This window comes from Pseudomonas fluorescens, assembly GCF_000730425.1.
In the GTDB taxonomy this organism is placed as follows: Bacteria; Pseudomonadota; Gammaproteobacteria; order Pseudomonadales; family Pseudomonadaceae; genus Aquipseudomonas; species Aquipseudomonas fluorescens_X.
Genome location: NZ_CP008896.1, coordinates 4,138,463 through 4,161,189, shown reverse-complemented (window position 1 = coordinate 4,161,189; position 22,727 = coordinate 4,138,463). Strand labels below are relative to the sequence as shown.

21 protein-coding genes are annotated in these 22,727 nt (G+C 60.7%); 6 read left to right on the top strand and 15 right to left on the bottom strand.

Annotated elements, in window-relative coordinates; genetic code table 11:
• Positions 1-3 precede the first annotated feature (3 nt).
• Genes HZ99_RS18565 through HZ99_RS18555 form a run of 3 tightly spaced genes read right to left on the bottom strand, consistent with a single transcriptional unit; the run spans position 4 to position 5,206 of the window.
• Entirely contained in the window at positions 4-3,045 is a 3,042-nt protein-coding gene (locus HZ99_RS18565) for an efflux RND transporter permease subunit (RefSeq protein WP_038445119.1), read from the bottom strand.
• Complete coding sequence (locus HZ99_RS18560) at positions 3,042-4,112, bottom strand: efflux RND transporter periplasmic adaptor subunit (protein WP_038445117.1); 1,071 nt, start codon at positions 4,110-4,112, stop codon at positions 3,042-3,044. The genes HZ99_RS18565 and HZ99_RS18560 overlap by 4 nt, the downstream gene beginning before the upstream one ends.
• Positions 4,109-5,206 (bottom strand): efflux RND transporter periplasmic adaptor subunit, encoded by a 1,098-nt coding sequence (locus HZ99_RS18555; protein ID WP_038445116.1) that lies wholly within the window; start codon positions 5,204-5,206, stop codon positions 4,109-4,111. The genes HZ99_RS18560 and HZ99_RS18555 overlap by 4 nt, the downstream gene beginning before the upstream one ends.
• A 528-nt stretch (positions 5,207-5,734) precedes the next feature.
• Between HZ99_RS18555 and HZ99_RS18550 the strand changes: the two genes are divergently transcribed.
• From HZ99_RS18550 to HZ99_RS18535, 4 genes are all read left to right on the top strand, one after another.
• Positions 5,735-7,150 carry a PAAR domain-containing protein gene (locus tag HZ99_RS18550; protein ID WP_038445114.1) on the top strand — a complete coding sequence of 472 codons (1,416 nt, stop codon included), beginning with the start codon at positions 5,735-5,737 and terminating at the stop codon, positions 7,148-7,150.
• Entirely contained in the window at positions 7,147-7,536 is a 390-nt protein-coding gene (locus tag HZ99_RS18545; RefSeq protein WP_038445113.1) for a hypothetical protein, read from the top strand. Before HZ99_RS18550 ends, HZ99_RS18545 begins: the two co-directional genes overlap by 4 nt.
• Before the next feature lie 134 nt (positions 7,537-7,670).
• Positions 7,671-8,057 carry a hypothetical protein gene (locus HZ99_RS18540; RefSeq protein ID WP_038445111.1) on the top strand — a complete coding sequence of 129 codons (387 nt, stop codon included), beginning with the start codon at positions 7,671-7,673 and terminating at the stop codon, positions 8,055-8,057.
• A 345-nt stretch (positions 8,058-8,402) separates the two neighbouring features.
• Positions 8,403-8,795: a hypothetical protein gene (locus HZ99_RS18535; protein ID WP_038445109.1), complete on the top strand. Its 393-nt coding sequence runs from the start codon at positions 8,403-8,405 to the stop codon at positions 8,793-8,795.
• 354 nt (positions 8,796-9,149) lie between these two features.
• Here HZ99_RS18535 and HZ99_RS18530 read toward each other — a convergent pair whose 3' ends face one another.
• The 11 genes from HZ99_RS18530 to HZ99_RS18480 form a co-directional block, all read right to left on the bottom strand.
• Positions 9,150-10,016: a transporter substrate-binding domain-containing protein gene (locus HZ99_RS18530; protein WP_038445107.1), complete on the bottom strand. Its 867-nt coding sequence runs from the start codon at positions 10,014-10,016 to the stop codon at positions 9,150-9,152.
• Complete coding sequence (locus tag HZ99_RS18525) at positions 10,013-10,789, bottom strand: amino acid ABC transporter ATP-binding protein (RefSeq protein ID WP_038445105.1); 777 nt, start codon at positions 10,787-10,789, stop codon at positions 10,013-10,015. Before HZ99_RS18525 ends, HZ99_RS18530 begins: the two co-directional genes overlap by 4 nt.
• Positions 10,786-11,445: an amino acid ABC transporter permease gene (locus HZ99_RS18520; protein WP_029299529.1), complete on the bottom strand. Its 660-nt coding sequence runs from the start codon at positions 11,443-11,445 to the stop codon at positions 10,786-10,788. The genes HZ99_RS18525 and HZ99_RS18520 overlap by 4 nt, the downstream gene beginning before the upstream one ends.
• Positions 11,426-12,091 carry an amino acid ABC transporter permease gene (locus tag HZ99_RS18515; RefSeq protein ID WP_032856556.1) on the bottom strand — a complete coding sequence of 222 codons (666 nt, stop codon included), beginning with the start codon at positions 12,089-12,091 and terminating at the stop codon, positions 11,426-11,428. Before HZ99_RS18515 ends, HZ99_RS18520 begins: the two co-directional genes overlap by 20 nt.
• A 515-nt stretch (positions 12,092-12,606) precedes the next feature.
• Positions 12,607-13,389 carry a MetQ/NlpA family ABC transporter substrate-binding protein gene (locus HZ99_RS18510; protein WP_038445101.1) on the bottom strand — a complete coding sequence of 261 codons (783 nt, stop codon included), beginning with the start codon at positions 13,387-13,389 and terminating at the stop codon, positions 12,607-12,609.
• Positions 13,390-13,621: 232 nt separating this feature from the next.
• Positions 13,622-14,542 (bottom strand): sigma 54-interacting transcriptional regulator, encoded by a 921-nt coding sequence (locus HZ99_RS18505; RefSeq protein ID WP_038445100.1) that lies wholly within the window; start codon positions 14,540-14,542, stop codon positions 13,622-13,624.
• 50 nt (positions 14,543-14,592) lie between these two features.
• Complete coding sequence (locus HZ99_RS18500) at positions 14,593-15,174, bottom strand: alpha/beta hydrolase (protein WP_038445098.1); 582 nt, start codon at positions 15,172-15,174, stop codon at positions 14,593-14,595.
• A 296-nt stretch (positions 15,175-15,470) separates the two neighbouring features.
• A complete protein-coding gene (locus HZ99_RS18495) occupies positions 15,471-15,872 on the bottom strand; it encodes an ExbD/TolR family protein (RefSeq protein WP_038445097.1) in 402 nt (133 codons plus the stop codon).
• A gap of 1 nt (position 15,873) precedes the next feature.
• Positions 15,874-16,599, bottom strand: coding sequence for a MotA/TolQ/ExbB proton channel family protein (locus tag HZ99_RS18490; RefSeq protein ID WP_038445095.1), 726 nt, complete (start codon positions 16,597-16,599; stop codon positions 15,874-15,876).
• 42 nt (positions 16,600-16,641) lie between these two features.
• Complete coding sequence (locus tag HZ99_RS18485; RefSeq protein WP_038445094.1) at positions 16,642-17,439, bottom strand: energy transducer TonB; 798 nt, start codon at positions 17,437-17,439, stop codon at positions 16,642-16,644.
• A 238-nt stretch (positions 17,440-17,677) separates the two neighbouring features.
• The gene (locus tag HZ99_RS18480) at positions 17,678-18,529 is read right to left on the bottom strand and encodes a LysR family transcriptional regulator (RefSeq protein ID WP_038448116.1); all 852 of its coding nucleotides are present in this window, start codon (positions 18,527-18,529) and stop codon (positions 17,678-17,680) included.
• Between the two features lie 103 nt (positions 18,530-18,632).
• Here HZ99_RS18480 and HZ99_RS18475 point away from each other — a divergent pair, with 103 nt between their 5' ends.
• Positions 18,633-19,094, top strand: coding sequence for a nucleoside deaminase (locus HZ99_RS18475; protein WP_038445092.1), 462 nt, complete (start codon positions 18,633-18,635; stop codon positions 19,092-19,094).
• Positions 19,081-20,265 carry a CynX/NimT family MFS transporter gene (locus HZ99_RS18470; protein WP_038445090.1) on the top strand — a complete coding sequence of 395 codons (1,185 nt, stop codon included), beginning with the start codon at positions 19,081-19,083 and terminating at the stop codon, positions 20,263-20,265. The genes HZ99_RS18475 and HZ99_RS18470 overlap by 14 nt, the downstream gene beginning before the upstream one ends.
• Positions 20,266-20,269: 4 nt before the next feature.
• Here HZ99_RS18470 and HZ99_RS18465 read toward each other — a convergent pair whose 3' ends face one another.
• The gene (locus HZ99_RS18465; RefSeq protein ID WP_038445088.1) at positions 20,270-22,618 is read right to left on the bottom strand and encodes a TonB-dependent receptor; all 2,349 of its coding nucleotides are present in this window, start codon (positions 22,616-22,618) and stop codon (positions 20,270-20,272) included.
• Positions 22,619-22,727: the final 109 nt, after the last annotated feature.

Genomic DNA, 22,727 nt, shown 5'->3' with positions numbered 1-22,727 from the left:
CTCCTACAATGGCTCGCGGATTTTGTACCAGGCCACATACAGCGCCGGTAAAAACAGCAGCGTCAGCAAGGTGGCGATGATGATGCCGCCGATCATCGCGTAGGCCATCGGCCCCCAGAACACTTCCCGGGCGATGGGGATCATGCCCAGGCTGGCCGCCGCCGCTGTCAGCAGGATCGGCCGGCGCCGGTGCTCGGTGGCCTGCACCACCGCATCCCACGGCGTATAGCCCTCTTGCTCATAGGCATCGATCTGGGTCACCAGGATCACCGAGTTACGGATGATGATGCCGATCAGCGCCAGAATCCCCAGGATCGCCACAAAGCCCATGGGCGTGCCCGTGGGAATCAGCGCCAGCACCACGCCGATCAACCCCAGCGGCGCCACGCTGGCCACCAGGAACATCTTCTGCACGCTGTGCAGTTGGATCATCAGGAAGGTCGCCATCAAAAACAGCATCAACGGCACCACGCTGGCAATCGGGCCCTGGGCCTTGCCGCTTTCTTCCACGGTGCCGCCGGTCGCCACCTTGTAGCCTACCGGTAAGCCGGCGCTGAACGTGTCGATTTGCGGCTTGAGCTGCTTGACCAGGTCGGTCGGCTGCATCTCGTCGCGCACCGCGGCCTTGATGGTGATGGTCGGCTTGCGATCGCGGCGCCACACCAGCGGCTGCTCCAACTCGTAGCGCACGGTGGCAAAGGCCAGCAGCGGGATCGAGGTGCCGCTGGGGGTGACGATCTGCAGGTTCTGCAAGGTTTCCGGGGTACCGCGCTCGGCGTCTTCGGCGCGGCCGACCACGTTGATCAGGTAGATATCGTCATGCACCTGGGTCACCGCCGAGCCGCTGACCACGCTGTTCATCAACTGGGCCACGTCTTCGGACGACAGCCCGAGTTGGCGCGCCTTGTCCTGGGCGATATCGACCCGCAGCACTTTGCCCGGCTCGTTCCAGTCGTAGATGATTTCACCCAGGTGCGTGTTTTTATCCAGCAACGTCGCCAGTTCGATGGCGTGTTTGCGCACCTGGTCGATATCGTTGCCCGACACCCGGTACTGGATCGGTCGCCCTACCGGCGGGCCCATTTCCAGGGGCTGGACAAAGCTGCCGATGCCCACGAAATCATCACGCAACTGTTTTTGCAGGCGCTCGATCAGTGCGCTGCGCTCCTCCAGGCCCTTGCTGACGATCACCAACTGCGCGTAGTACGGGTTCTCCAGTTGCTGGTCCAGGGGCAGGTAGAAACGGATCGCCCCCTGGCCGATGTAGGTGCTCCAGCGGGCGATATCCGGGTCGTCCTTGATGATTGCCTCCAGCCGGTCCACGGCCTTGCGGGTTTCATTGATCGAGGCGTTTTGCGGCAGGTTGAGGTCGACGAGGATCTCCGGGCGATCCGACGATGGGAAAAACTGGTTCTGCACAAACTGCATGGAAAACACCGAGGCCACGAACAACAGTATCGTCAGGCCAATGGCCCACCAGCGATTGCGCATGGCCCAGAGCATGCCGGCGTTGAACACCCGCCCGACCCGCCCTGGCTCGTCACTGTGGGGTTTGACCTTGCTGCTGAGGATATGCACGCCAATCACCGGCGCAAACAGCACGGCCACCACCCACGACACCAGCATCGCCACCGCAATCACTGCAAACAGGGTGAAGGTGTATTCGCCGGCCGAGCTGGCGTTGAGGCCAATCGGCACAAACCCGGCCACGGTCACCAGGGTACCGGTGAGCATCGGGAACGCGGTGGAGGTGTAGGCAAAGGTCGCGGCCTGCTCCAGGGTCTCGCCTTTTTCCAGGCGGGTGATCATCATTTCCACAGTGATCATCGCGTCATCCACCAGCAGGCCGAGGGCGATGATCAACGCGCCCAGTGACACCCGCTGCATGGTGATACCGCTGTACTCCATAAATACAAATACCAGCGCCAGCACCAGCGGAATCGAGCACGCCACCACCAGCCCGGCACGCAGGCCCAGGCTGATAAAGCTCACCACCAGCACGATGATCACCGCCTCGAACAGCGCACTGGTGAAGCCACCGACAGCCTCTTCCACCACTTCAGCCTGGTCCGACACCTTGTGCACGCCGATGCCCACCGGCAGGTCAGCCGTCAGCTCGTCCATGCGCTGGTGCAGCGCCTTGCCGAAGGCCTGGATATTGCCGCCCTTTTGCATGGCGATGGCCAGGCCGATGGCCGGCTGGCCGTTGAAGCGAAACATCGGGCGCGCCGGATCCACATAGCCACGGCTGATATCAGCGATATCCGCCAGGCGGTAGAAGCGGTCATTGAGGCGCAGATTGACGTCGGCCAGGTCCTTTTCCGAGGCGAATTGCCCGGAGGTGCGCACCGAAATGCGCTCCGGCCCGGCCTCGATCACGCCGGCCGGGGTCACCGCGTTCTGCGATTGCAGGCTCTGCACCACCTGGCGCTGGTCAATCCCCAGGGCGGCGAGTTTGCGCGTGGAAAAATTCAGGTAAATCACTTCATCCTGCTGGCCGATCATCTCGACCTTGCCCAACCCCGGCACGGCGCGGATTTCTGCGCGCACCTGCTCGACGTAATCACGCAGTTGGCGCATCGACATGCCATCGGCGGTAAAGGCATACACCGAGCCAAACACGTCACCGAACTCGTCATTGAACGACGGCCCCTGCAACCCTTGGGGGAAGGTGCCCCGGATGTCGTCGATCTTCTTGCGCACCTGGTACCAGATCTCGGGGATCGCCTTGGCGCTGGTGGTGTCCTTGAGGAACACGAAGACTGTGGATTCACCAGGCCGGGTGTAGCTTTTCACGTAGTCGAGGGAGTCCAGTTCCTCAAGCTTTTTCTCGATGCGGTCAGTGACCTGCTTGAGGGTTTCTTCCTGGGTCGCGCCCGGCCATCGGGTCTGGATCACCATGGTCTTGATGGTGAAGGACGGATCTTCCTCGCGCCCCAGATTCATGTAGGAAAATACGCCCATCAGCAACGCGACGAACATCAGGTACCAGACGAAGGACTGATGCTTGAGCGCCCAGTCGGATAAGTTGAAGCTCCCTTTCATCGCGGGCTGTCCTCGTCGGTTTTGACTTTTTGTCCGGGTTTGAGGCTGTTGACGCCGGCGCTGACCACACGCTCGCCAGGCTGCACCCCACCGTTGAGCACAACATGGCTGGCATCACGGCTGACCAGGGTCACCTCGCGGGGTTGTACGGTCTGCTGCTGCCTGTCGATGACCCAGATGCGGGTCTGACCCTCGACGTCCTGCACCGCGCTGGCGGGCAGTTCGATACGCGGGGCGATGGCCGAACTCAGGGTCACGCTGATCGCCGTGCCCAGGAGGAACGCCGGGGGCGTCTGGGCCAGGGTCAGGCGCGCGCGACGGGTACGGGTTGCGCTTTGGGCCTGGGGCTCGATTTCGCGCACGGTGGCGGTGGTGTTGATGCTGGGGTCCAACTGGCTGGCCACCAGGAACACCACATCGCTGGGCAGGCGCTCGGCGAGGCCCGCAGGCAGGTCGATCACCGCTTCCTTGATATCCGGGCGGGCCAGCGTCACCACCTGCTGGCCGGCACTCACCACTTGCCCGGCTTCGGCATTCCAGGCGGTGACGATGCCGCCGTGGTCGGTGCGCAACTCGGCGTAGTTGAGCTGATCCCTGGCCTGGTCCACCGACGCCTTGGCCTGGTCGAGGGAGGCCTGGGTGGTTTTCAGGTCAGTCTGGGCAATGTCCAGTTGCGCCTGGGCGCCGACGCCACGGTTGAACAGTTCCAACTGGCGGCGGGCATTGGCCTGGGCATTGATAAATTGCGCCTGGATCCGTGCCAGGTCGCCCTGGGCGGCGCGCAACTGGTTCTGCTGGTCGGTGGGGTCGAGTACCGCCAGCAAGGCGCCCTTGCCGACTTCCGTACCCACGTCTACCGCACGCCGTGCAATGCGCCCTGGCACCCGGAAGCCCAGGTTGCTTTCATAGCGCGCCTGGATGCTGCCGGCAAAGCGGCCGAGGTGTTCCTGGCCTTCGGCTTTCACCTCGACCCAGAGCACCGGCCTTACAGGCTCCGGCGCAGGGGCTTCCTTGGAACAGGCGATCAGCAACAGGCTGCTGGCGAGGATCAGCGTCAGGCGCTTCATGGCTGCACACCCTTGGCCGGGGCCGGCGCCTGGGCGATCTCCACCAGCATGCCTGGGTGCAGCAACTGCCCACCGGCCACCACGACTTTTTCGCCGCCCTTGAGGCCTTCACTGATGATCACTTTGCCGGTCAGATAGCGCGCGACAGTGACCTTGTGCAATTGCGCCTTGCCGTCGCTATCCACCCGCCACACGGCGGGCTCGTTGAGATCCTTGGTCAGTGCGGCCCAGGGCAATTCGATACTGGCCTTGGCTTGTCCGTTGGCCGTGGCGCTGACCACCGAGCCCAGTTGCATGCCCTTGGGCAAGGCATCCAGGGCGATCTTCACCTGCACCGTGCCGCTGTTGGCAGCGACGGCCGGGGTGACTTCCCGCACCCGGCCCACGGCCTTGATGCTCGGGTTATCCAGCAGGCTGACGGTAATCGGCGCATCCGGCGGCGGCTCCGCCAGCAGCGATTCGTAGACGTTGAACACAGCGTCGCGCTCGCCATCACGGGCCAGGCTGAAAATCGGCACGGTGGCCTGCACCACCTGGCCGACTTCGGCCTGGCGCGCGGTAATCACCCCCGGCGCGTCGGCGATCAACGCGGTATAGCCCAACTGCTCCCGGGCATTGGCCAACTGCGCCTGCGCGGCAGCCAGGGCACTTTGGCTACTGCGCAACGCGGCCTGGGCGGCGTCATATTCGCTGCGGCTGGTGTAGCCCTTGGGCAGGAGTTTTTCCTGACGCACAAAGGCCGCCGCCGTCTGTTTGACCCGCGCCTGCTCCGCCACCACCTGGGCCTGGGCGGAATCGACATTGGTCTGCAAATCCTTGGGATCGAGCCTGGCCAGCACTTGCCGGGCCGTCACACGGTCACCGACATCGACCATGCGCTGGATAATCTTGCCGCCCACGCGAAACGACAAATCGGTCTGCACCCGCGCCTGGATATCCCCCGTGAGGGTCACGGCCGCTGCGAAGTCGGTCGGCTGCACGGTTTGCACAAACACCCTGGAGCGGGCCTTGGGCTCAGGTTTTTCCTGGCCGCAGCCGCTCAGCAATGCCAGCAGGGCAACGCCACATATAACTGTTGAGGTGGGACCGCCCATGCAGACTCCTTTTGCGTGATACCGACGTGCCAGTGTGTATGCGACTGTGAGCTTAGTTCAGGGTTCCGCCTTCGCATAAGGGATTTACGCGGCGTCGGCTGCTCGCCGGCAAGCCGGCTCCGACGGGGTTGGCATTGGCCAAGTTAAGTGGTGCGCTGGAAGACCTTCGCCCGGTGCAGTACCAACGTAACTGCCGTCTATACGCAGTATTAGTCTCGCCATTTAACCAGATGGAATTATTCCTTCAGAACCTTACAAGTTAAACTTCGGAAACATCTTACTTTACTTAAAACTTGCACCTCCTTATGTTAGATGAATTGCGTTGATGTATCGCGCACCCCATCATACTAACGAAACAATAAATACACCACACAACCGAGCATTACTTACATTACACGAAAGCGTACCCAGACCTGGCCACACGCGAATTTATGCTCGCTAGTTAGTAGGCATCAACTAACCACCCATACAAAAACCAATTGTCGATCGCAATACCACTTACCCGGCCGCACACAATGGAGAACAACAATGAATAAAGGTTATTTTATTGGGCAAGGTGATAAAACCACCTGCGGCGGGACAGTTCTGGATGGTGATGCAAGAGTAAATATTTACGGCCTGCTGCACGCCCGCGAAGGGGGCGAAGTCACGTGTGGGAAAGACGGGAAAACCTATCAGATCATCGGCGGCGTATCGCACATCTCAAGTCATGGAAAACAGGTGGCTGGCACACTGGACAGTTTCAGCAGTTGCCCCTGCCGAGCGCAGTTGATTCCCTCTGTGTACAGGGCGAGCTACACCAATCCAGGCACAGTACCGCGAGCGGCCCGGCGCACCGCCGAACCTACTGCGCCGCCCGTTACCCACCGACCGGTAGAGCCGACCTCATCGAGCTTTGCGCCTCCAGGCAATCGCGCCCCAGCCGTATTCAACAGCGTTGAGCCCCAGGAACCGGGGTTCTACGTAGTCCCCAAAAGCATGACCCGCGAAGCGTTGGAGGCGGTCCTTTTTCCCGAGCGCAACCCCACCGTCATGGGCAAATTCCAGGGGCTCAACCCCAATAGAGGCGCAGTTAAAGCCGGCTCGATCATCGTGTTGAGCGACCCGAACAACACCGCCTGCACTTACCAGGAAGCCCTGTTGATGCAGGCCGCCCAGCAAGTGGACGCAGCGCTGGAGCCCCTGACACCCGAGGAGGCCGACTTTCTGTACCGGCACAGCGCAGAAATCGCCGGGTTTATCGGCCACAGCTCAACCTGGCTAGGCGTCAGCGCAGTGGTGATGGAACAGCACCTGAGCAACTTGCGCGATACCCTTCAATCGATCGAGCGCCTCCATCAGGAGAGCTATCGTCGGGAAGGACACCTCAAGTCCCCGCAATTTCTCGCTGGTCGCAAGCGCCTGCTGGCTCAGTTGGATGCCCATCTGTTGAAGTCCACTCGCCTGCGTGGCCAGACAACCCTGGGCGATCACCCCAAACTGAAAACTGCCCTCGGCATCTCCAGTCGCAGCCTGGTGCATCACTGGGGCAAGGCCGGAGCACCCGGACACATTCCGGGGTATGCCACCCATGTGGAAGCAACCAGCCGTGCAGCCAACTACATGAAGACCGGTGGGTACATCGCCATTGGTATTGGCGGCGTGTCTTCGTTGCTGGCTATTCAGGAGGTGTGTAATGGGGGGACTGTGGAAGCTTGTGAGAGGGTTAAGTTTGTTGAGGGGGGGAAATTTGCAGGGTCTACGATGGTTGGTGCTTTGGGTGGTGTGTCAGCTAGTTCGGTGAGCGGTCCAATCTGCATAGCGATTGGCGTATCTACAGGAGGTATCGGGGGTGTTGTGTGTGTCGCCGCGATAGTGGGAGTTGGCACATGGGCGGCCACTACTGTCGGTGGTATGGCAGGTGAAGCACTGGGAGAGCAAATTTACCAGGCGACTCAACCATGACCATTATCGATAGTTGGCCTCTCTGGTTTGCGATTTTTTTTCTAGGGGCGCCACTGCTGATAGGCGTTGCCGGCATCGCCCACAGTCTGTATCTAAGCCACCGTCACCTGAACGCAATAAAAGAGGCCCTGAAGAACAGCCACTACATTTATATTTGGGGTCCGAGCTTGGGGAGGCGTGGTTTTATTTGGTCGATCCTGGAAATATCAAAAATCACCGGAATGATCGTTTGGCCCAAGCCCTTTATCAGGATTGGGGAACTAGACCCACTCGATCTCAAAAATTTCCCTCCTCACTTGAAATGGTGTTTGATCGCCAACTTAACGATGATAAACATTCCACTCGCCTGGATGATAGCTATAGCCTTTTTATTAAAATTCAGGTAATTCGAATGTAGCCTCAATTGAGTTGTTATGTATGCACAGCATGCCTTAATAGGGACTGACATATGGATGAATATAGTTATCGATGAGCCGAGAGGGAAATACATGAGCAAAACAATTACCAAGACTACATAACCATGACCAATATCGATACCTGGTCTCCCTGGGTTGCGATTTTTGCTCTAGCGGCCCCAATCCTGCTTGCATATGTAGGGGCGGCATACAGCCTGTACCTGAGCCATCGTCATCTGGGCGCAATAAAGGAGGCCTTGAAGAACAGTCGATATATTTACATTTGGGGGCCGAGCCTGGGGAATCGGGGTTTGATTTGGTCGCTTTTTGAAATATCAAAAATCAGCGGAATGATTGTGTGGCCCAGATCCGCCATCATGATTGGTGAACTAGATCCAGTCGATCTTAAAAACTTCCCACCTCACTTGAAACGACATTTGATCGCCAACCTGACGATTATGAGCATTTCTTTAATCTGGGGAATAGTTTCAGTCGCGCTAGTGAAATATTAATAATTCGGGCCAACTCCAAAATTTAACTGCCGTATATACGCTGCATATTTAGTAAGTTCTGGCTATTCAGGAGGTGTGTAATGGGGGGACTGTGGAAGCTTGTGAGAGGGTTAAGTTTGTTGAGGGGGGGAAATTTGCAGGGTCTACGATGGTTGGTGCTGTGGGTGGTGTGTCAGCTCGTTCGGTGAACGGTCCGATCTGCATGGCGATTGGCGTATCTACAGGAGGTATCGGGGGTGTTGTGTGTGTCGCCGCGATAGTGGGAGTTGGCACATGGGCAGGTACGGCTCTCGGTGCTATGGGTGGCGAAATAGGCCGAGAAATTATGTATGAGAGAACGTTGCCATGATAACAGAGGGTTTCTGGACGTCCTGGCTGGCTTTTTGGATGCTAAGTGGTGCGCCGGGCCTGATCGGAGTTGCCGCTATCGCCCACAGCCTGTACCTAAGCCGCCGTCATCTGGACGCTATAAAGGAGGCATTGAAAAACAGCCACTACATTTATATTTGGGGGCCGAGCTTGGGGAGGCGCGGTTTTATTTGGTCGATCCTGGAAATATCAAAAATCACCGGAATGATCGTTTGGCCCAAACCCTCTATCAGGACTGGAGAACTAGACCCACTCGATCTCAAAAATTTCCCTCCTCACTTGAAATGGTATTTGATCGTCAACTTAACGATGATGAGCATTCCACTCGTCTGGTTGATAGCTGTAGCCTTTTTATTGAAATACAGGTAATTCGGATGTGACCTCCATTGAGTTGTTATGTATGCACAGCATGCCTTAATAGGGACCGGGATATGGATGAATATAACTCATCGATGATCCGGGAGGAAAATACACGGACAAAACAATCACCAAGACTACATAACCATGACCATTATCGATAGTTGGCCTCTCTGGTTTGCGATTTTTTTCTAGGGGCGCCACTGCTGATAGGCGTTGCCGGTATCGCCCACAGTCTGTATCCAAGCCACTGTCACCTAGAAGCCATACTTTCTGATTAACTATTGGTAACTCTGACGGTGCCTCACCCGGCCCTCATTGCACAAGGTGCCGAGTGAAGCCTTCAACTTGCCTGCAATAGCGACTTCAACCCTGCCACTTACCCCCTTCAACAATCACACTCTCAGGCTTGGTGTCATCGCTCAGCTCTTTACGCACGTACTGGTCATACAGCTTGAGCAAGAACTTCTCTTCACCCAACTTCGCCAACTCGGCATTCACCCAGTCGCGCAGTTCGATATTGCCCTTCTTCACCGCCGGTGCAATCGGCGCTTCATCGCCCAGCGTCTCTTCCAGCACGCGGTAGCCCGGGTTCTGTTTGGCCCAGCTGAACAGCACCAGGTTGTCCTGGGCATAGGCATCGCCACGCCCAGCCGACAGGGCTTGCAGCGACTCGGAGTTTTTCTCGAACTTGAGCAGTTTCCAGTCCGGGTGGTTCTTGGTCAGCCAGATATCGGCCGTGGTGCCGGTGGTGACGATGGTGGTGCGGGTCGCCAGGTCGTCGAGGCTTTTCACCGTGCTGTCGTTCGGCACCAGGGCCTGGACCGCGACTTTCAGGTTGGGGTTGGTGAATTCCACCGCTTCCTTGCGCTCGGGGGTCACGGTCATGTTGGCGAGGATCAGGTCGACCTTGTCGCTTTGCAGGAACGGGATGCGGCTGGCCGGTTCCACGGCCACGAACTCGACCTTGTTTTCATCGCCCAGCAGGTCCTTGGCAAACTGGCGGCCGATATCGGTATCGAAGCCCACGTAGCGCCCGGCTTCATCGACAAAGCCAAACGGCGGCTTGTCGGTAAACACGCCGACGATCAGCTTGTCGCGGGCCTTGATCTTGTCGATATAACTCACCGCCGCCGGCGCGGCAGCGGCGGGTTTGGCCGCTTCTTCGGTTTTGTTGCAGCCGGCCAGTAAGGCGAGGCCGAGCAGCGGCAGTAACAACTTGGCAGTTTTCATGACAGCTCCAGTTCCTTGGTTTTCTTGGACAGTGTTGAAACAAACGAGAATTTCTCGAGGAACTGCTGCGCGCGTGCGGTCTGCGGGTTCGTAAAGAAGGCCTCGGGGGTGTTGTGTTCGAGGATGCGGCCGGCCTCCATAAACACCACGCGGTCGGCGACGGCGCGGGCGAAGGCCATTTCGTGGGTAACGATCAGCAGGGTCATGCCATCGCGGGCCAGGTCCTGGATCACCTCCAGCACTTCCTTGACCATTTCCGGGTCCAGAGCGGCGGTGACCTCATCAAACAACATGACCTGAGGGTTCATGCACAGCGAGCGGACGATGGCGATGCGTTGCTGCTGGCCGCCCGAGAGCTGGCGCGGGAACGCATCGCGCTTGTCGGCGAGCCCCACCCGTTCCAGCAGTTTTTCCGCCTGCTCGCGGGCTTCGCGGGGCTCGCGTTTTTGCACTTTCAGCGGGCCCAGCAGGAGGTTGTCGAGCACGCTCATATGGGGGAACAGGTGATAACTCTGGAACACCATGCCCACGTCCTGGCGTACCTGGCGCCAGTCGGTGTGTTTACCCAAAAGCTCTTTGCCGGCAAACCGCAAGCTACCGCCGTGGGCCACTTCCAGGCCGTTCAGGCAACGCAACAAGGTGCTTTTGCCACAGCCGCTGGGACCGAGGATCACCACCACTTCGCCGCTTTGCACACTCAGGTCGATGCCCTTGAGCACCTGCTGTTCGCCGAAGAATTTATTGAAACCCTGGAACTCGATCAGTGCGCTCATGCTTGGGCCCAGCGCCGTTCCAGCACCTTGGAGGCGGCCGACAACGGGTAGCAGATAAAGAAGAAAAACAGGAACAGCGCGCCGTAGATCAATACCGACTCATAGGTGCGCTCGATGATTTGCTGGCCGACCTTGATCACATCCACCACGCCGATCAGCACCGCCAGGGAGCTGGTCTTGATGATCCGCGTGTAGACGTTGATGGTCGGCGGCGTCATGCGTTTGAGCGCCTGGGGCAACAGCACATAGCCGTAGAGTTGCGGCGCCGACAAACCGATCGACAGCCCCGCCTCCCGCTGCCCACGTGGCAGCGAATGCAACGCGCCGCGCACCACTTCGCCCACTTCACTGGCGCCCCACAGCGACAGCACCAGCACCGCACACCAGAAACTGGGGATGCTCAGGCCGGTGAAAATCGGCAAGCCAAAGAACAGCAGATACAGCCACACCAGCACCGGGATCGCGCGGAACAACTCCAGGTAAATGCGCAGCAGCAGGTTGATCGCACGCACATTCAACGTGCGTAGCACCCCATACGCCACCCCGCCAAGGGTGCTGAAGGCGATGCTCAAAAACGAAATCGACAAGGTTTGCGCAGCGCCCTTGCCCAGTTGCGGCAACGACACCCACAGCAACTCAAGACCCGAACTGGCCATGCTGGAGCCTCCTTTCCAGGCGGCTGAGCAGCAGCGACAGCGGCAAGAACAACAGCACGCAGATCAGCGTGAGTACGGCGAGCATCTCGTAAGTCTTGTAGTACAGGGCGATGTAGCTTTTGGTGGTGTAGAGAATCTCTGGCACCGCCACCGCCGAGACCACCGTGGTTTCCTTGAGCAGGAAAATGAAATTGGCGAACAGCGCCGGCAGGCTGAGAATCCCGGCCTGGGGCAGGATCACGTGGCGCAGCAGTTGCCAGTCGGACAGGCCGATAGACTTGCCCGACTCGATCTGCGCCAGTGGCACCGCTTCCACACCCGCGCGCAGCACTTCGGTGAGGTAGGCGCCGCCAAGGAAGGTCATGGTGATAATCGCCGCCCAGAACCCGGAGATATTGAAACCCAGGGCCGGCAAGGCGAAGTACACGAAGAACAACTGGATCAGCAGCGGTGTGTTACGCGCCAACTCCACATACAACGCCACCAGGCGCGACAGGTAGGGCGTGCGGAACACCAGCAAGGCTGAGTTGATCAGCGCCACCAGCAGCGAGGTGGCGATGGCGATCAAGCCCACTTGCAGGGTCACCCCCACGGCCTTGAGAAACGCAGGCAGGGTGCTGAGGATAAACGCGTAGTCGAAGGTCATTTCAAGTCCTGGGCGCCGCAGGGGTAATGCGGCGTAAACACAGTCCGGCCCGACGTGGGTAACGCCGGGAAGCGCTGACTTTAAAGGTATAAAAACCAAAATTTAAATACCGAAATAGCATATTGATATCACCCAAAAAGCTAACCGGTGGATTCGCCGGGTTGGCGGGTGACAGCTATTGTTCTTGGGCGCGTAGGAAGGGTCTTTTTTTCAGCGCTGAACGATAGGAATGGACAGCGCGTGGCCAGACTGAGGGCCATTTAACCAGCGAGGGAATGGCAGATGAGCGAAACCAAACCGATTGATCCGCAGGAGTTGGTGAAATGGCTGGTGGCGTTGCGCCGGGCGATCAACAGCCGGGATGAACAGGCATGACACCCACCCAATGTGGGAGCGGGCTTGCTCGCGAATGCGGTGGTTCAGTCAACACAGACAGTGACTGCACCACCGCATTCGCGAGCAAGCCCGCTCCCACATGATGTTCGGCGTTCAAACCTTGAAGGGGGTTTGGGCAATCAGAACGCCGGCACGACCGCGCCGTTGTACTTCTTCTCGATGAAGGCTTTGACTTCAGGGCTGGTCAGGGCCTTGGACAGTTTCTGGATGGCGTCGCTGTCCTTGTTGTCTGGACGGGCCACCAGGAAGTTCACATAGGGCGAGTCGGACGACTCAATGATCAGCGCATCCTTGGCCGGGTTCAGGCCGGCTTCCAGGGCGTAGTTGGTGTTGATCAGATCCAGGTCAACCTGGTCCAGGACCCGTGGCAGCAGGGCCGATTCCAGTTCCTTGAACTTCAGGTTCTTCGGGTTGCTGGCGATGTCTTTTGGCGTGGCCAGGGCATTGGTCGGGTCTTTGAGAGTGATCACACCGGCCTTCTGCAACAGCAACAGGGCGCGGCCGCTGTTGGAGCCTTCGTTGGGGATGGCAACGGTGGCGCCATCTTTGAGGTCTTCGATTTTCTTGATCTTTTTCGAGTAGCCGCCAAACGGTTCAACGTGCACGCCAACCACGGTGACCAGGTTGGTGCCTTTACCCTTGTTGAAGTTTTCCAGGTACGGCAGGGTCTGGAAGTAGTTGGCATCCAGACGCTTCTCGGCCACTTGCACGTTCGGCTGCACGTAGTCGGTGAACACCTTGATTTCCAGGTCCACACCCTCTTTGGCCAGGGTCGGCTTGATCAGCTCAAGGATCTCGGCGTGGGGCACCGGAGTGGCCGCAACCACCAGTTTTTCGTTGGCTTGAGCGATACCGGCAGTCAGGGCAGCCGCCAATGCGGTGAACAACAGAACCTTTTTCATGCAGTGTCCTTAATCGAAAATCCGGGCGTCAGTGACGGCCACTTCTTATGGGATTGCCATCGATTTGCTATCGCGGCGTGAACGTGACAATACCGATATTTTTTATTCCCGAACAATACCTTTTATTCACTTTGATATTCCATTTTGCTCATGCAGGAGCCGGCTTGCCGGCGATAGCGCCCCCAGAACCTTGCGACAAACCACAAGGCCCCACCGCCGGCAAGCCGGGCTCCTACAAGTCCGGGTGTTGGCTGAGGTAGTGCTTCAAGGCCTGCCGTTCAGCGGCGTTGGCACCGGCCACAATCCGCTGCACCTGCTCCACCGCCGAGCCCGCCACCGGCAGGTTCAAGTGCTCCGGCAAGATCTCATCGCCACTGCTGACCAGCAGCGCAAAGTGGATCACGTTCTCCAGCTCGCGGGTGTTGCCCGGCCAGCTGTGCTGCTCCAGCACCCGCTGCGCATCCTCGCTGATCAACGGTACCGGCAAGTCCAGGCGCTGGCTGTAGATCCCCAGGAAGTACTCGGCCAAAGCCAGGATGTCCCCCACGCGCTCGCGCAGGGCCGGCAGTTCCAGTTGGCCTTCGTTGAGGTAATGGAGCAGGCGCTCATGGAATTTACCCACGGCCACGGCCTGGGCCAGGTCGATGCTGGTGGCGGCGACCAGCCGCACGTCCACCGGGCTCGGCTGATGGGCGCCGACACGGGTGACTTCATGGTTTTCCAGGGCGGCGAGCAGCTTGATCTGGATCGGCAACGGCAAGTCACCGATCTCATCAAGGTACAACGTGCCACCGTTGGCCGAGCCGAACCAGCCCGCCCGGCTGCTGGCCGCGCCGCTGTGGCTGCCGGCGGCGTAGCCGAACAATTCCGCGTCGGCGTAGGTGGGGCTGATCGCGCCGCAGTTGACCGACACAAACAGGCCGCTGCGGTCACTGCCGCGATGGATATGGCGCGCCAGCAATTCCTTGCCGCTGCCGGTTTCACCGCGGATCAATACGGGCAAGGCACGCGGGGCCAGGCTTTCGAGGTCTTCGCGCAGTTGCCGGGAACGGGGGTCGACAAACACCAGTGCCTTGGCGCGGATGCTCAAGGGGCTTTTTTCGGCATCGGGAAAGGTCAGCAGTGGCTGGCCAAAGGTTTCATGCAGGCTCATGGCAGGCTCCCGCCCCGTTTCCATTCAAGGGACGGGGCGTTGAAAAGGTATTAGGCGCGGCGCCGGGAGTGATGCTCCAGACGGTTTTGCAGGCGATAGAGGTAGGCGAAACCCTGCTCCCAGCGCTGATGGCCGGACTTCACGTTGATATGCCCGGCACCTGCGAGAATCCCGGCTTCAGCCCCCCAGTCACGCGCCAGCTCCAGGGCCCGAGGGGCGCTGATCGCACTGTCGTTGTCGGAGCTGACAACCTGGCTGGGAAACGGCAACAGGTCGCGAGGAATCGGCGCAAAGTTGCGCAAGGCCGGCGCACACGCCGGGCGCTCGACATCCGCCGGGGCCACCAGCAGGGCCCCGCGCACCTGGCGCAGAAACGGCAACGGCGCGCTGGCCGCCCAGTGCGCAACGGTGATGCAACCCAGGCTGTGGGCAATGAGGATCACCGGGGTGCTGTCGGCCGCAACGGCTTCGGCCAAGGCCGCCACCCAGTCTTCGCGGCGCGGGGTCAGCCAGTCGGCCTGCTCCACGCGGGCGCTGTTGGGCAGGCTGTTCTGCCAATGGGTTTGCCAATGATCTTCTGGCGATCCTTGCCAGCCCGGCACGATCAGGTAACGGATCAACTCGCTGTGCATGGGTGTGCCCTCCTGCAGCGTTTAACGTTGCTGACCAGTATAGGGACGGGGCATATATTCGTTAAGGAATAAGAAGCTATTTATTAATAACCAAAAACACAAACCCCTTTCGCTCAAAATGTAGGAGCTGGCTTGCCAGCGATTGCGCCGTTTCAGCCGAAACATTCATCGACTGACTCACCGCTATCGCTGGCAAGCCAGCGCCTACAGGGGTTTGGAGACGGCTTAAATCCCAGGCAAAAAAAAGGCCGCACCCTGCCAAGGAGACGGCCAAAAAATTGTCGAGGCTGTTGACACTAACGCGCAGTAATTACCGACAGTTTGCTAATCCCCGCTCGCTCAATCGACGCCATGGCCCGGGCCACTTCGCCATAGTTCACGCCATCATCCGCCTGCAGTTGCACCCGCACCTGCGGATCCTTCGCCTTGGCGGCCTGCAGGTTGAATTCCAGCAGGTCCGGCTGGATTTCATCCTTGTTGATAAACACCTTGCCAGCGCCGTCGATGCTCACCACCAGCGGGTCTTTCTGCTCCACCGGGGCCACGGCTTCGGTCTTGGGCAGGTTGATCGGGATCGCATTGGTCAGCAGCGGCGCGGTGACGATAAACACCACCAGCAGGACCAGCATCACGTCTACCAGAGGCGTGACGTTGATCTCACTCAGCACCTCGTCGCTGTCTTGGGTGGAGAAGGCCATATCAGGACGCCTCCTTCACTTTTTGCGCACTGCCCTGGGCGGCGTTTTTGTGCAGCGCCGGATGGACCAGCACGCGGAACGCATTTTTCTGCGCCAGGCTGTAGAAGTCATGGGCGAAGTCATCCAGGTCGGCAGCGGTCAGCTTCAGGCGCCGCAGGAAGTAGTTGTAGACCAGCACCGCCGGTACGGCGACGGCAATCCCCACACCCGTGGCGACCAGCGCCGCACCGATAGGGCCGGCCACCGTTTCAAGGCTGGCCGAACCGGCGGCGCTGATGCCTTTCAACGCTTCCATGATCCCCCACACCGTGCCGAACAAGCCGATAAACGGCGACGTACTGCCGATACTCGCGACCACGGCCAGGCCGGTTTCCAGGGAGCGCCGTTCACGCACGATCTGCTGGCGCAGGGCACGCTCCAGGCGGTCCTGGTGATTGATTGCCTGGCTCAAATCTGCGGCGTGAGGCGCATCGCCCACCTGGATCGCGGCATAACCGGCCTGGGCCACACGGGCGGCGGCGCCGGGGTGGGTTTGGCTCAGTTCGGCGGCCGAATCGAGGCTCGACGCCGCCCAGAACTGTTTGTGGAACTTGCGATCCTGGGCCTTGAGGCGGGCGAACTGCACGCCCTTGAGCAGCGCCAGGCCCCAGGTGGCGACGGAAAAAACCACCAGCAGCCAGATCACCGCGCTTTCGATGGATTCAAGTGGAGATGCCAGTAACGTCATGATGTGTACCTCGGTGTAAGCGATAGAGTGTCGAGCCAAGGCTCAATGAATCTTGAAATCGATGGGCACGCTGACCCAGCCATCCTGTGCCACGTCGCCCTGCTTGGCAGGCACGAAGCTCCAGCGCTTCACGGCGCTGAGTGCGGCGTCGTCAAGTTGCTGGCGACCGCTGCTCTTTTGCACCTGGATTTCACCGGGCTTGCCGCTGGCCAAGACATGCACCCGCAGCAACACCGAGCCTTCCCAGCCACGGCGCTGGGCCAGTGATGGGTACTCGGGCGCCGGGTTCTTCAGGTACGCGGCGTTGGCCGAAGCAGGGGTCACCGGTGCCGGCGCAGGCGGGGCTGGCTTGGGTGCGGGCGGTGCCGGTACCGGTGGCGCAGGCGGCTGTTCCACCGGCTTGGGTTCGGGCTTGGGCACCGGTTTGGGCTTGGGCTTGGGGATCGGCTTGGGTGGCGCCGGCTTGGCCGCCAGCTCATCCACCACCGGTGGCGGCGGTTCTACGACCGCAGACGGTGGCGGTACAGGCGGCGGCGGTTCCACCACCGGCGGCGCCGGCTGAGAAAACTCGATGGTCATCGGTGGAATTTCCGGCGGCACAATCGGCAGCACCGGCACCGGTTTCTGGCTGACCCAATAGATCACGGCACCATGCAGCGCCAGCGCCAACAGGCCCAATAAAATGCCTTCACGGCGGCTCAAGATCCCCTTGGGGGTTTTCTGCAAACGCAACTGCCCCAAGGGCGCGCGGTGCGGCCGGCCAAGGTCGACCAACTCACCGCCAGGTGCCTGGCGCCACAGCGCCTCATGTGCACTGGCGGCGGTCTGGACATTGCCCATTGATTCACTCCCTGCTGTCTTCAGCGAAAAAACCGACGGGCCTGCGGAACGACCGTCGAGAGCTGAATCATCGGGGGCAGACACTTATCTCTTAAAGTAATCTTTAAAGTTATACATAGACCAAAAATGAATATGAAAAATCAACGGACCGGCCAAAGCCACGCCCCACGGGGCTTGGGAATGAGGGGCAAAATCATGATGCTTTGCGGGCATGCAAAATATTCATCAAAGGCATGGCTCAGCGCGGGTTGGCCTCGCATAAATCCCACAGTTGACGCTGCAGGCTCTGCCCCGCCGCCCCCATCCCAGTGCGCCCATACAGCGCCAGCCGCACCCCCTGCACCGCTGGCAACCCGCTGTCGGCGCCCAGCACCACATGCCCGGCCTGCACCACCCGCTGCGGCAGCAGGCTGATGCCCAACCCCGCCGCCACCGCCGAGCACACGCTGGCCAGGCTCGCGCTGGAATAGCCAATGCGCCAGCGCCAGCCACCGACCTCCAGGTGCTGGAGCATTTCATTGCGGTACAGGCCGCCCACCGGAAAAGCCACCAATGGCAGTGGGTCGCGGTCCAGGGCCGGCATGCTGCGGCTGTCGACCCAGCACAACGGCTCCGGCCATGAGGCCAGGCAGTCATCGCTGTCGCCCATCTGCTTGACCAGCAACACATCGAATTCGCCGCCGCGATACTGACGCAGCAGCGCCGGCCCCAGGCCGCTGGTGACCTCCAGGCGCACCCGTGGATAGGCCACGACAAACGCCGAGAGCAACGGCATCAAGCGCTCGGCGGCAAAGTCCTCGGGCACGCCCAGGCGCAGCACCCCGTCGCTCTGCTGGTTGATCAGCACATCGGCGGCTTCTTCGTTCAACGCCAAAATACGCCGGGCATAGGCCAGCAAACGCTCGCCCTCGACCGTCGCCACCACCCGGCGCTGTTCGCGCTCGAGCAGGCGGCAACCGACACTGTCTTCCAGGCGGCGCAATTGCTGGCTGACCGTGGATTGGGTCAGGTGCAGGCGCTCAGCGGCGCGGGTGAAATTCGCACAGTCGACAACGGCGATAAAACTGCGCAACAGCACGGGATCGAACATCAACACCACCATCGTGTTTGCCACTGGTTGGCATGGTTATATTTAATTTCAGAATACCTCAACCGGTGGCCATACTTCGCGCTCACCCAGAGGGGGATTTTCCATGACTGACGATCAGCGTCATCTGCAGCGCGCCGTTGCCCTGGCGCAGGACAACGTGCTCCAGGGCGGGCGGCCGTTTGGCGCGGTCCTGGTCAAGGCGGGTGAAGTGCTGGTGGAAGCGGTCAACCAGATCCACCTCGACCAGGACCCCACTGCCCACGCCGAGATGCTCGCCATTCGCCACGCCAGCCAGCAGCTCGGCGCGCGCCTTGAAGGCTGTGTGATCTACGCCAGCGGCCAGCCGTGCCCGATGTGCCTGGGGGCGATGTACCTGTGCGGCGTGTCCCGCGTGGTGTTTGCGGCAAGCAACGAAATGGCGGCGCCTTTCGGTCTGTCGACTGCGGCGATTTACCAGCAGATGACCCTGCCGCTGGCCGCCCAGCCATTGCCCGTCGAACACCTGGCTGTGCCGGCCATGCAAGCCCTTTACCGCCAATGGAAGGCCCTGCATGCCCCTGAATAAATCCCTCGCCGGCTGGGGCCTACTGATAGTGCTGGGCCTGAACCTGCGGCCGATCCTCAGCTCCATCAGCCCACTGCTCGGGGAAATCCGCCTGGCCACCGGCCTGAGTTTCCAGAGCAGCGCCTTGCTCACCAGCCTGCCGGTGGTGTGCATGGGCCTGGTGGCGTTGGTGGGCATCCGCGTCGAGGCGCAGTTGGGCGAGCGACGCGGGATCGCCCTGGGCCTGATGATGATCCTGCTGGCCTGCCTGGCGCGCTGGCTGTTGGGCCAGGCGCCGGCACTGCTGGCCACCGCGTTGCTGGGCGGGGCCGGTGTGGCGCTGATCCAGGCGCTGGTGCCGGCGATGATCAAGCGCCAGTTTCACCAACAGGTGCCATTGGCGATGGGGGTGTATTCGGCCTCGCTGATGGGCGGCGGTGGTTTGGCGGCGCTGCTCAGCCCCCTGGTCGCCAGCCATTTCCAGCATTGGCAGGCCGGCCTTGGCATCTGGCTGCTGCCCGCGCTCGGCGCGTTGCTGCTGTGGGCATGGCTGCCGTTGGGCGCGGCGAAGAACCTGCACGTGACGGCGCCGCTCCAGGGCCTGCGCAATCGCCGCGCCTGGTTGCTGGCGCTGTATTTCGGCCTGGTGAACTGCGGGTACATGAGCATGGTGGCGTGGCTGCCGGCGTACTACCAGCAACTGGGTTGGGGCGTTCTGCCCAGCGGCTCGCTGCTGGCGTTCATGACGATTTTCCAGGTGATTGCCGCGCTGTTGATGCCAGCGCTGGCGCAACGCGGTGTCGACCGCCGGCCCTTACTGAGCATCAGCCTGCTGGCCCAGACCGTGGGCTATCTCGGCCTGCTGCTGGCGCCGCTGCAATACCTGCACCTGTGGGTGGCGCTGATCGGCTTCGGCCTGGGTGCGTGCTTTGCCCTGAGCCTGCTGTTGACCCTGGACCATCGCCGCGACCCACGGGAAGCGGGGCAGTTGGCGGCATTCGTGCAAGGCGTGGGCTTCTTGATCAATGCCGTGTCGCCGTGGATGACCGGCTGGCTGCGCGAACTCACTGGCAGTTTTGTCAGCGCCTGGGGGGTGTTGGCGGTGACGGTGATCGCGATGCTGCTGGTCACCCGGGTATTCAGCCCGGCCACCTACCGCACAGAGCCCGGGCGCAAAGCAATACACCTGTAGGCGGTTAAAAGTCGTAGCGCCCGGTCACGCCCAGTGTGCGCGGGGTGCCCAGCAGCCCTTCATAACCACCGTTGCCGCCGGTCCACAGGGTGGTGTAGTAGGTTTTGTCGAAGGCGTTTTTCAACCATAACGACACGTCCCACTGCCCTTGCTGGAAGTCGCCGCGCAGGCCGGTGGACAGGTTGACCACCGCGTAGCCTGGAATCTGCCCGTAATCCGAATCCTCGACCGTGCCCACCGCCTTGGAGCGGTAGGCATAGCTGGCGGTAACGTAGGGCTCGAAGCCGTTATCCAGGTTCCACTTGTATTCGCCGTTGGCGTTGGCTATCCACTTCGAGGCGCCCACCACCTGGTGCCCACTGAGGTCGCACGAGGCCGGCGCGCCGGGGCGCAGGCTGACTTCCGGGGGGCATGGCGCATCTTTGTACGACAAGTAACGCACGTCGTTGAACGAGCCATTGATATTCAGCGTCAGCCCGCGGATCGGCACCAGGGTGCTTTCCAGCTCCACCCCACGGGAGCGCACGGAACCGGCGTTGGTCAGGTACTGCACGCGGTTGCCGTAATCGTAGGCATTGGTCTGGTAGCCGTTGACCTGGGTCCAGAACAGGTTGGCGTTGAGTTGCAGGCGACGCTCCCACAGCGTGCTTTTAAAACCCAGCTCGGCGTTGTTGGCGCGCTCGGTGCCGATCAATAGCGAATCCGCGCCAGCGGTCGGGGCCGAGCCTACCGCCAGGTTGACCCCGCCGGATTTCTCACCGTGGGACAAGGTCGCATACCCCAGCCAATCATCGCTGAAGCGATAGCTGAGGTTGAGCAAACCCGAAGGGCTGGTGCTGTACTGGTTCAGGTCACCGGACTCATAGGCACCGGCCCGGCCACGGCGAACGGTAGCCGCCACCCCCGTCACCGCCGCGCCACCGTCCGGCGCGTTGCGGCTGACCCAGGCGCTTTTTTCTTCATAGGTGCCGCGCAGGCCGGCGGTGAAATCCAGGCGTTCGGTCAGGTGCCAGGTGCCCTGGGCGAACAGGGCAAAACTGTCGGTGCGGATATGCCCGTTGCCAACGCTGCTGACATTGCTCAAGGCCCCTGCCGGCGTGCCATTCCAGATATCGGCCTGGGGCCCGTAATAGGCGAAGGATTTGTTGTCCAGGGCGGCGCCGAAGTAGTAGGCGCCCACCACATAATCGAAAAACCCACCGGTCGGCGACGCCAGGCGAAACTCCTGGGACCACTGCTTATCTTCCACCGACACGCCGGCGTTATACGAGGCCGGCACGTTAAGGCCATCGTCGTTGCGCGGGGTGAAATTCCACCAGCGATAGGCACTGACCGAGGTCAGGGTGAAATCACTGGGCAGGGTCCAATTGGCCTCCAGCGAAGTGCCGCCCTGGAACACGGTGACATGCTGGTCGTTGTCCAGGTTGACCTTGCGGTGGGCACCGTTGACCAGGGTCGCCCCGGCCGCCTGTGCCCTGGATTCATATTGGTTGATGCCATTGATGGTCGGCCCGGTGCTGTACAGCACGCGGGTACCGGCGCTGGAATCCTCTTCGTTGTAATCGCCGATCCAGCGCAGGTTGAACGCCTCGTTGGGCTTGTACAGCAGTTGCCCGCGAAAGCCCTGGCGTGAGCCGCCGTTGAGGTCATGGCCATCGTATTCGTTCTTGATATCGCCGTCGCTGCGGGTGCGATAGGCCGAAAAACGCCCAGCCAGTTCATCGTTGAGCGGCCCGGAAATCGTGCCCTTGGTCTGGAAGTATCCGTCTTCGCCCACCGAAGTCTCGATGCTGCGCTCTGGGGTGAAACTCGGTGCGCGGGTGCTGATATTGATCACCCCGGCCGTGGTGTTCTTGCCGAACAGCGTGCCTTGCGGGCCGCGCAAGACCTCAAGCTGCTCGATGTCCATCAGGTCGAACACTGCCATGCCCGGGCGCCCGAGGTACACGTTGTCGATGTACAGCCCGACGCTGCCTTCCAGGCCGTCGCTGGCCGGGTTGTTGCCCAACCCGCGAATCGACACGCTGGACTGGCGCGCATGCATGTAGGCGACGTTGACGCTGGGCACCAGTTGCTGCAAATCCTGGATCCGGTAGACCCGCTGGCTCTCCAGCGCCTGGCCGCCGATCACGCTCATGGGCGTGGGCACTTGCTGGGCGCTTTCGGTGCGGCGCCGGGCCGTCACCGTGACCGTCTCCAGTTGCCCGCTGGCGCTCTCGCCCTGGCGCGCCGGGGCGGGTGTCTCGGCGGCCTGGCTCGGCGTCCAGCTGGCACTGCCCGCCAGCAACAGCGCCAGGGGCAGGCGTTTGAGCCGCCAGGAAGAGGACGGTACAACGGGCTTCGACACACTCATAAGCGGCTCCGGAATCGCGGAATATAGACGGCCATATATTCCATAAAGTTATTTATTTATATTTTTACAAGCATTTACTGCATAAGAGATAGCCTTTATAAGGAGTCGA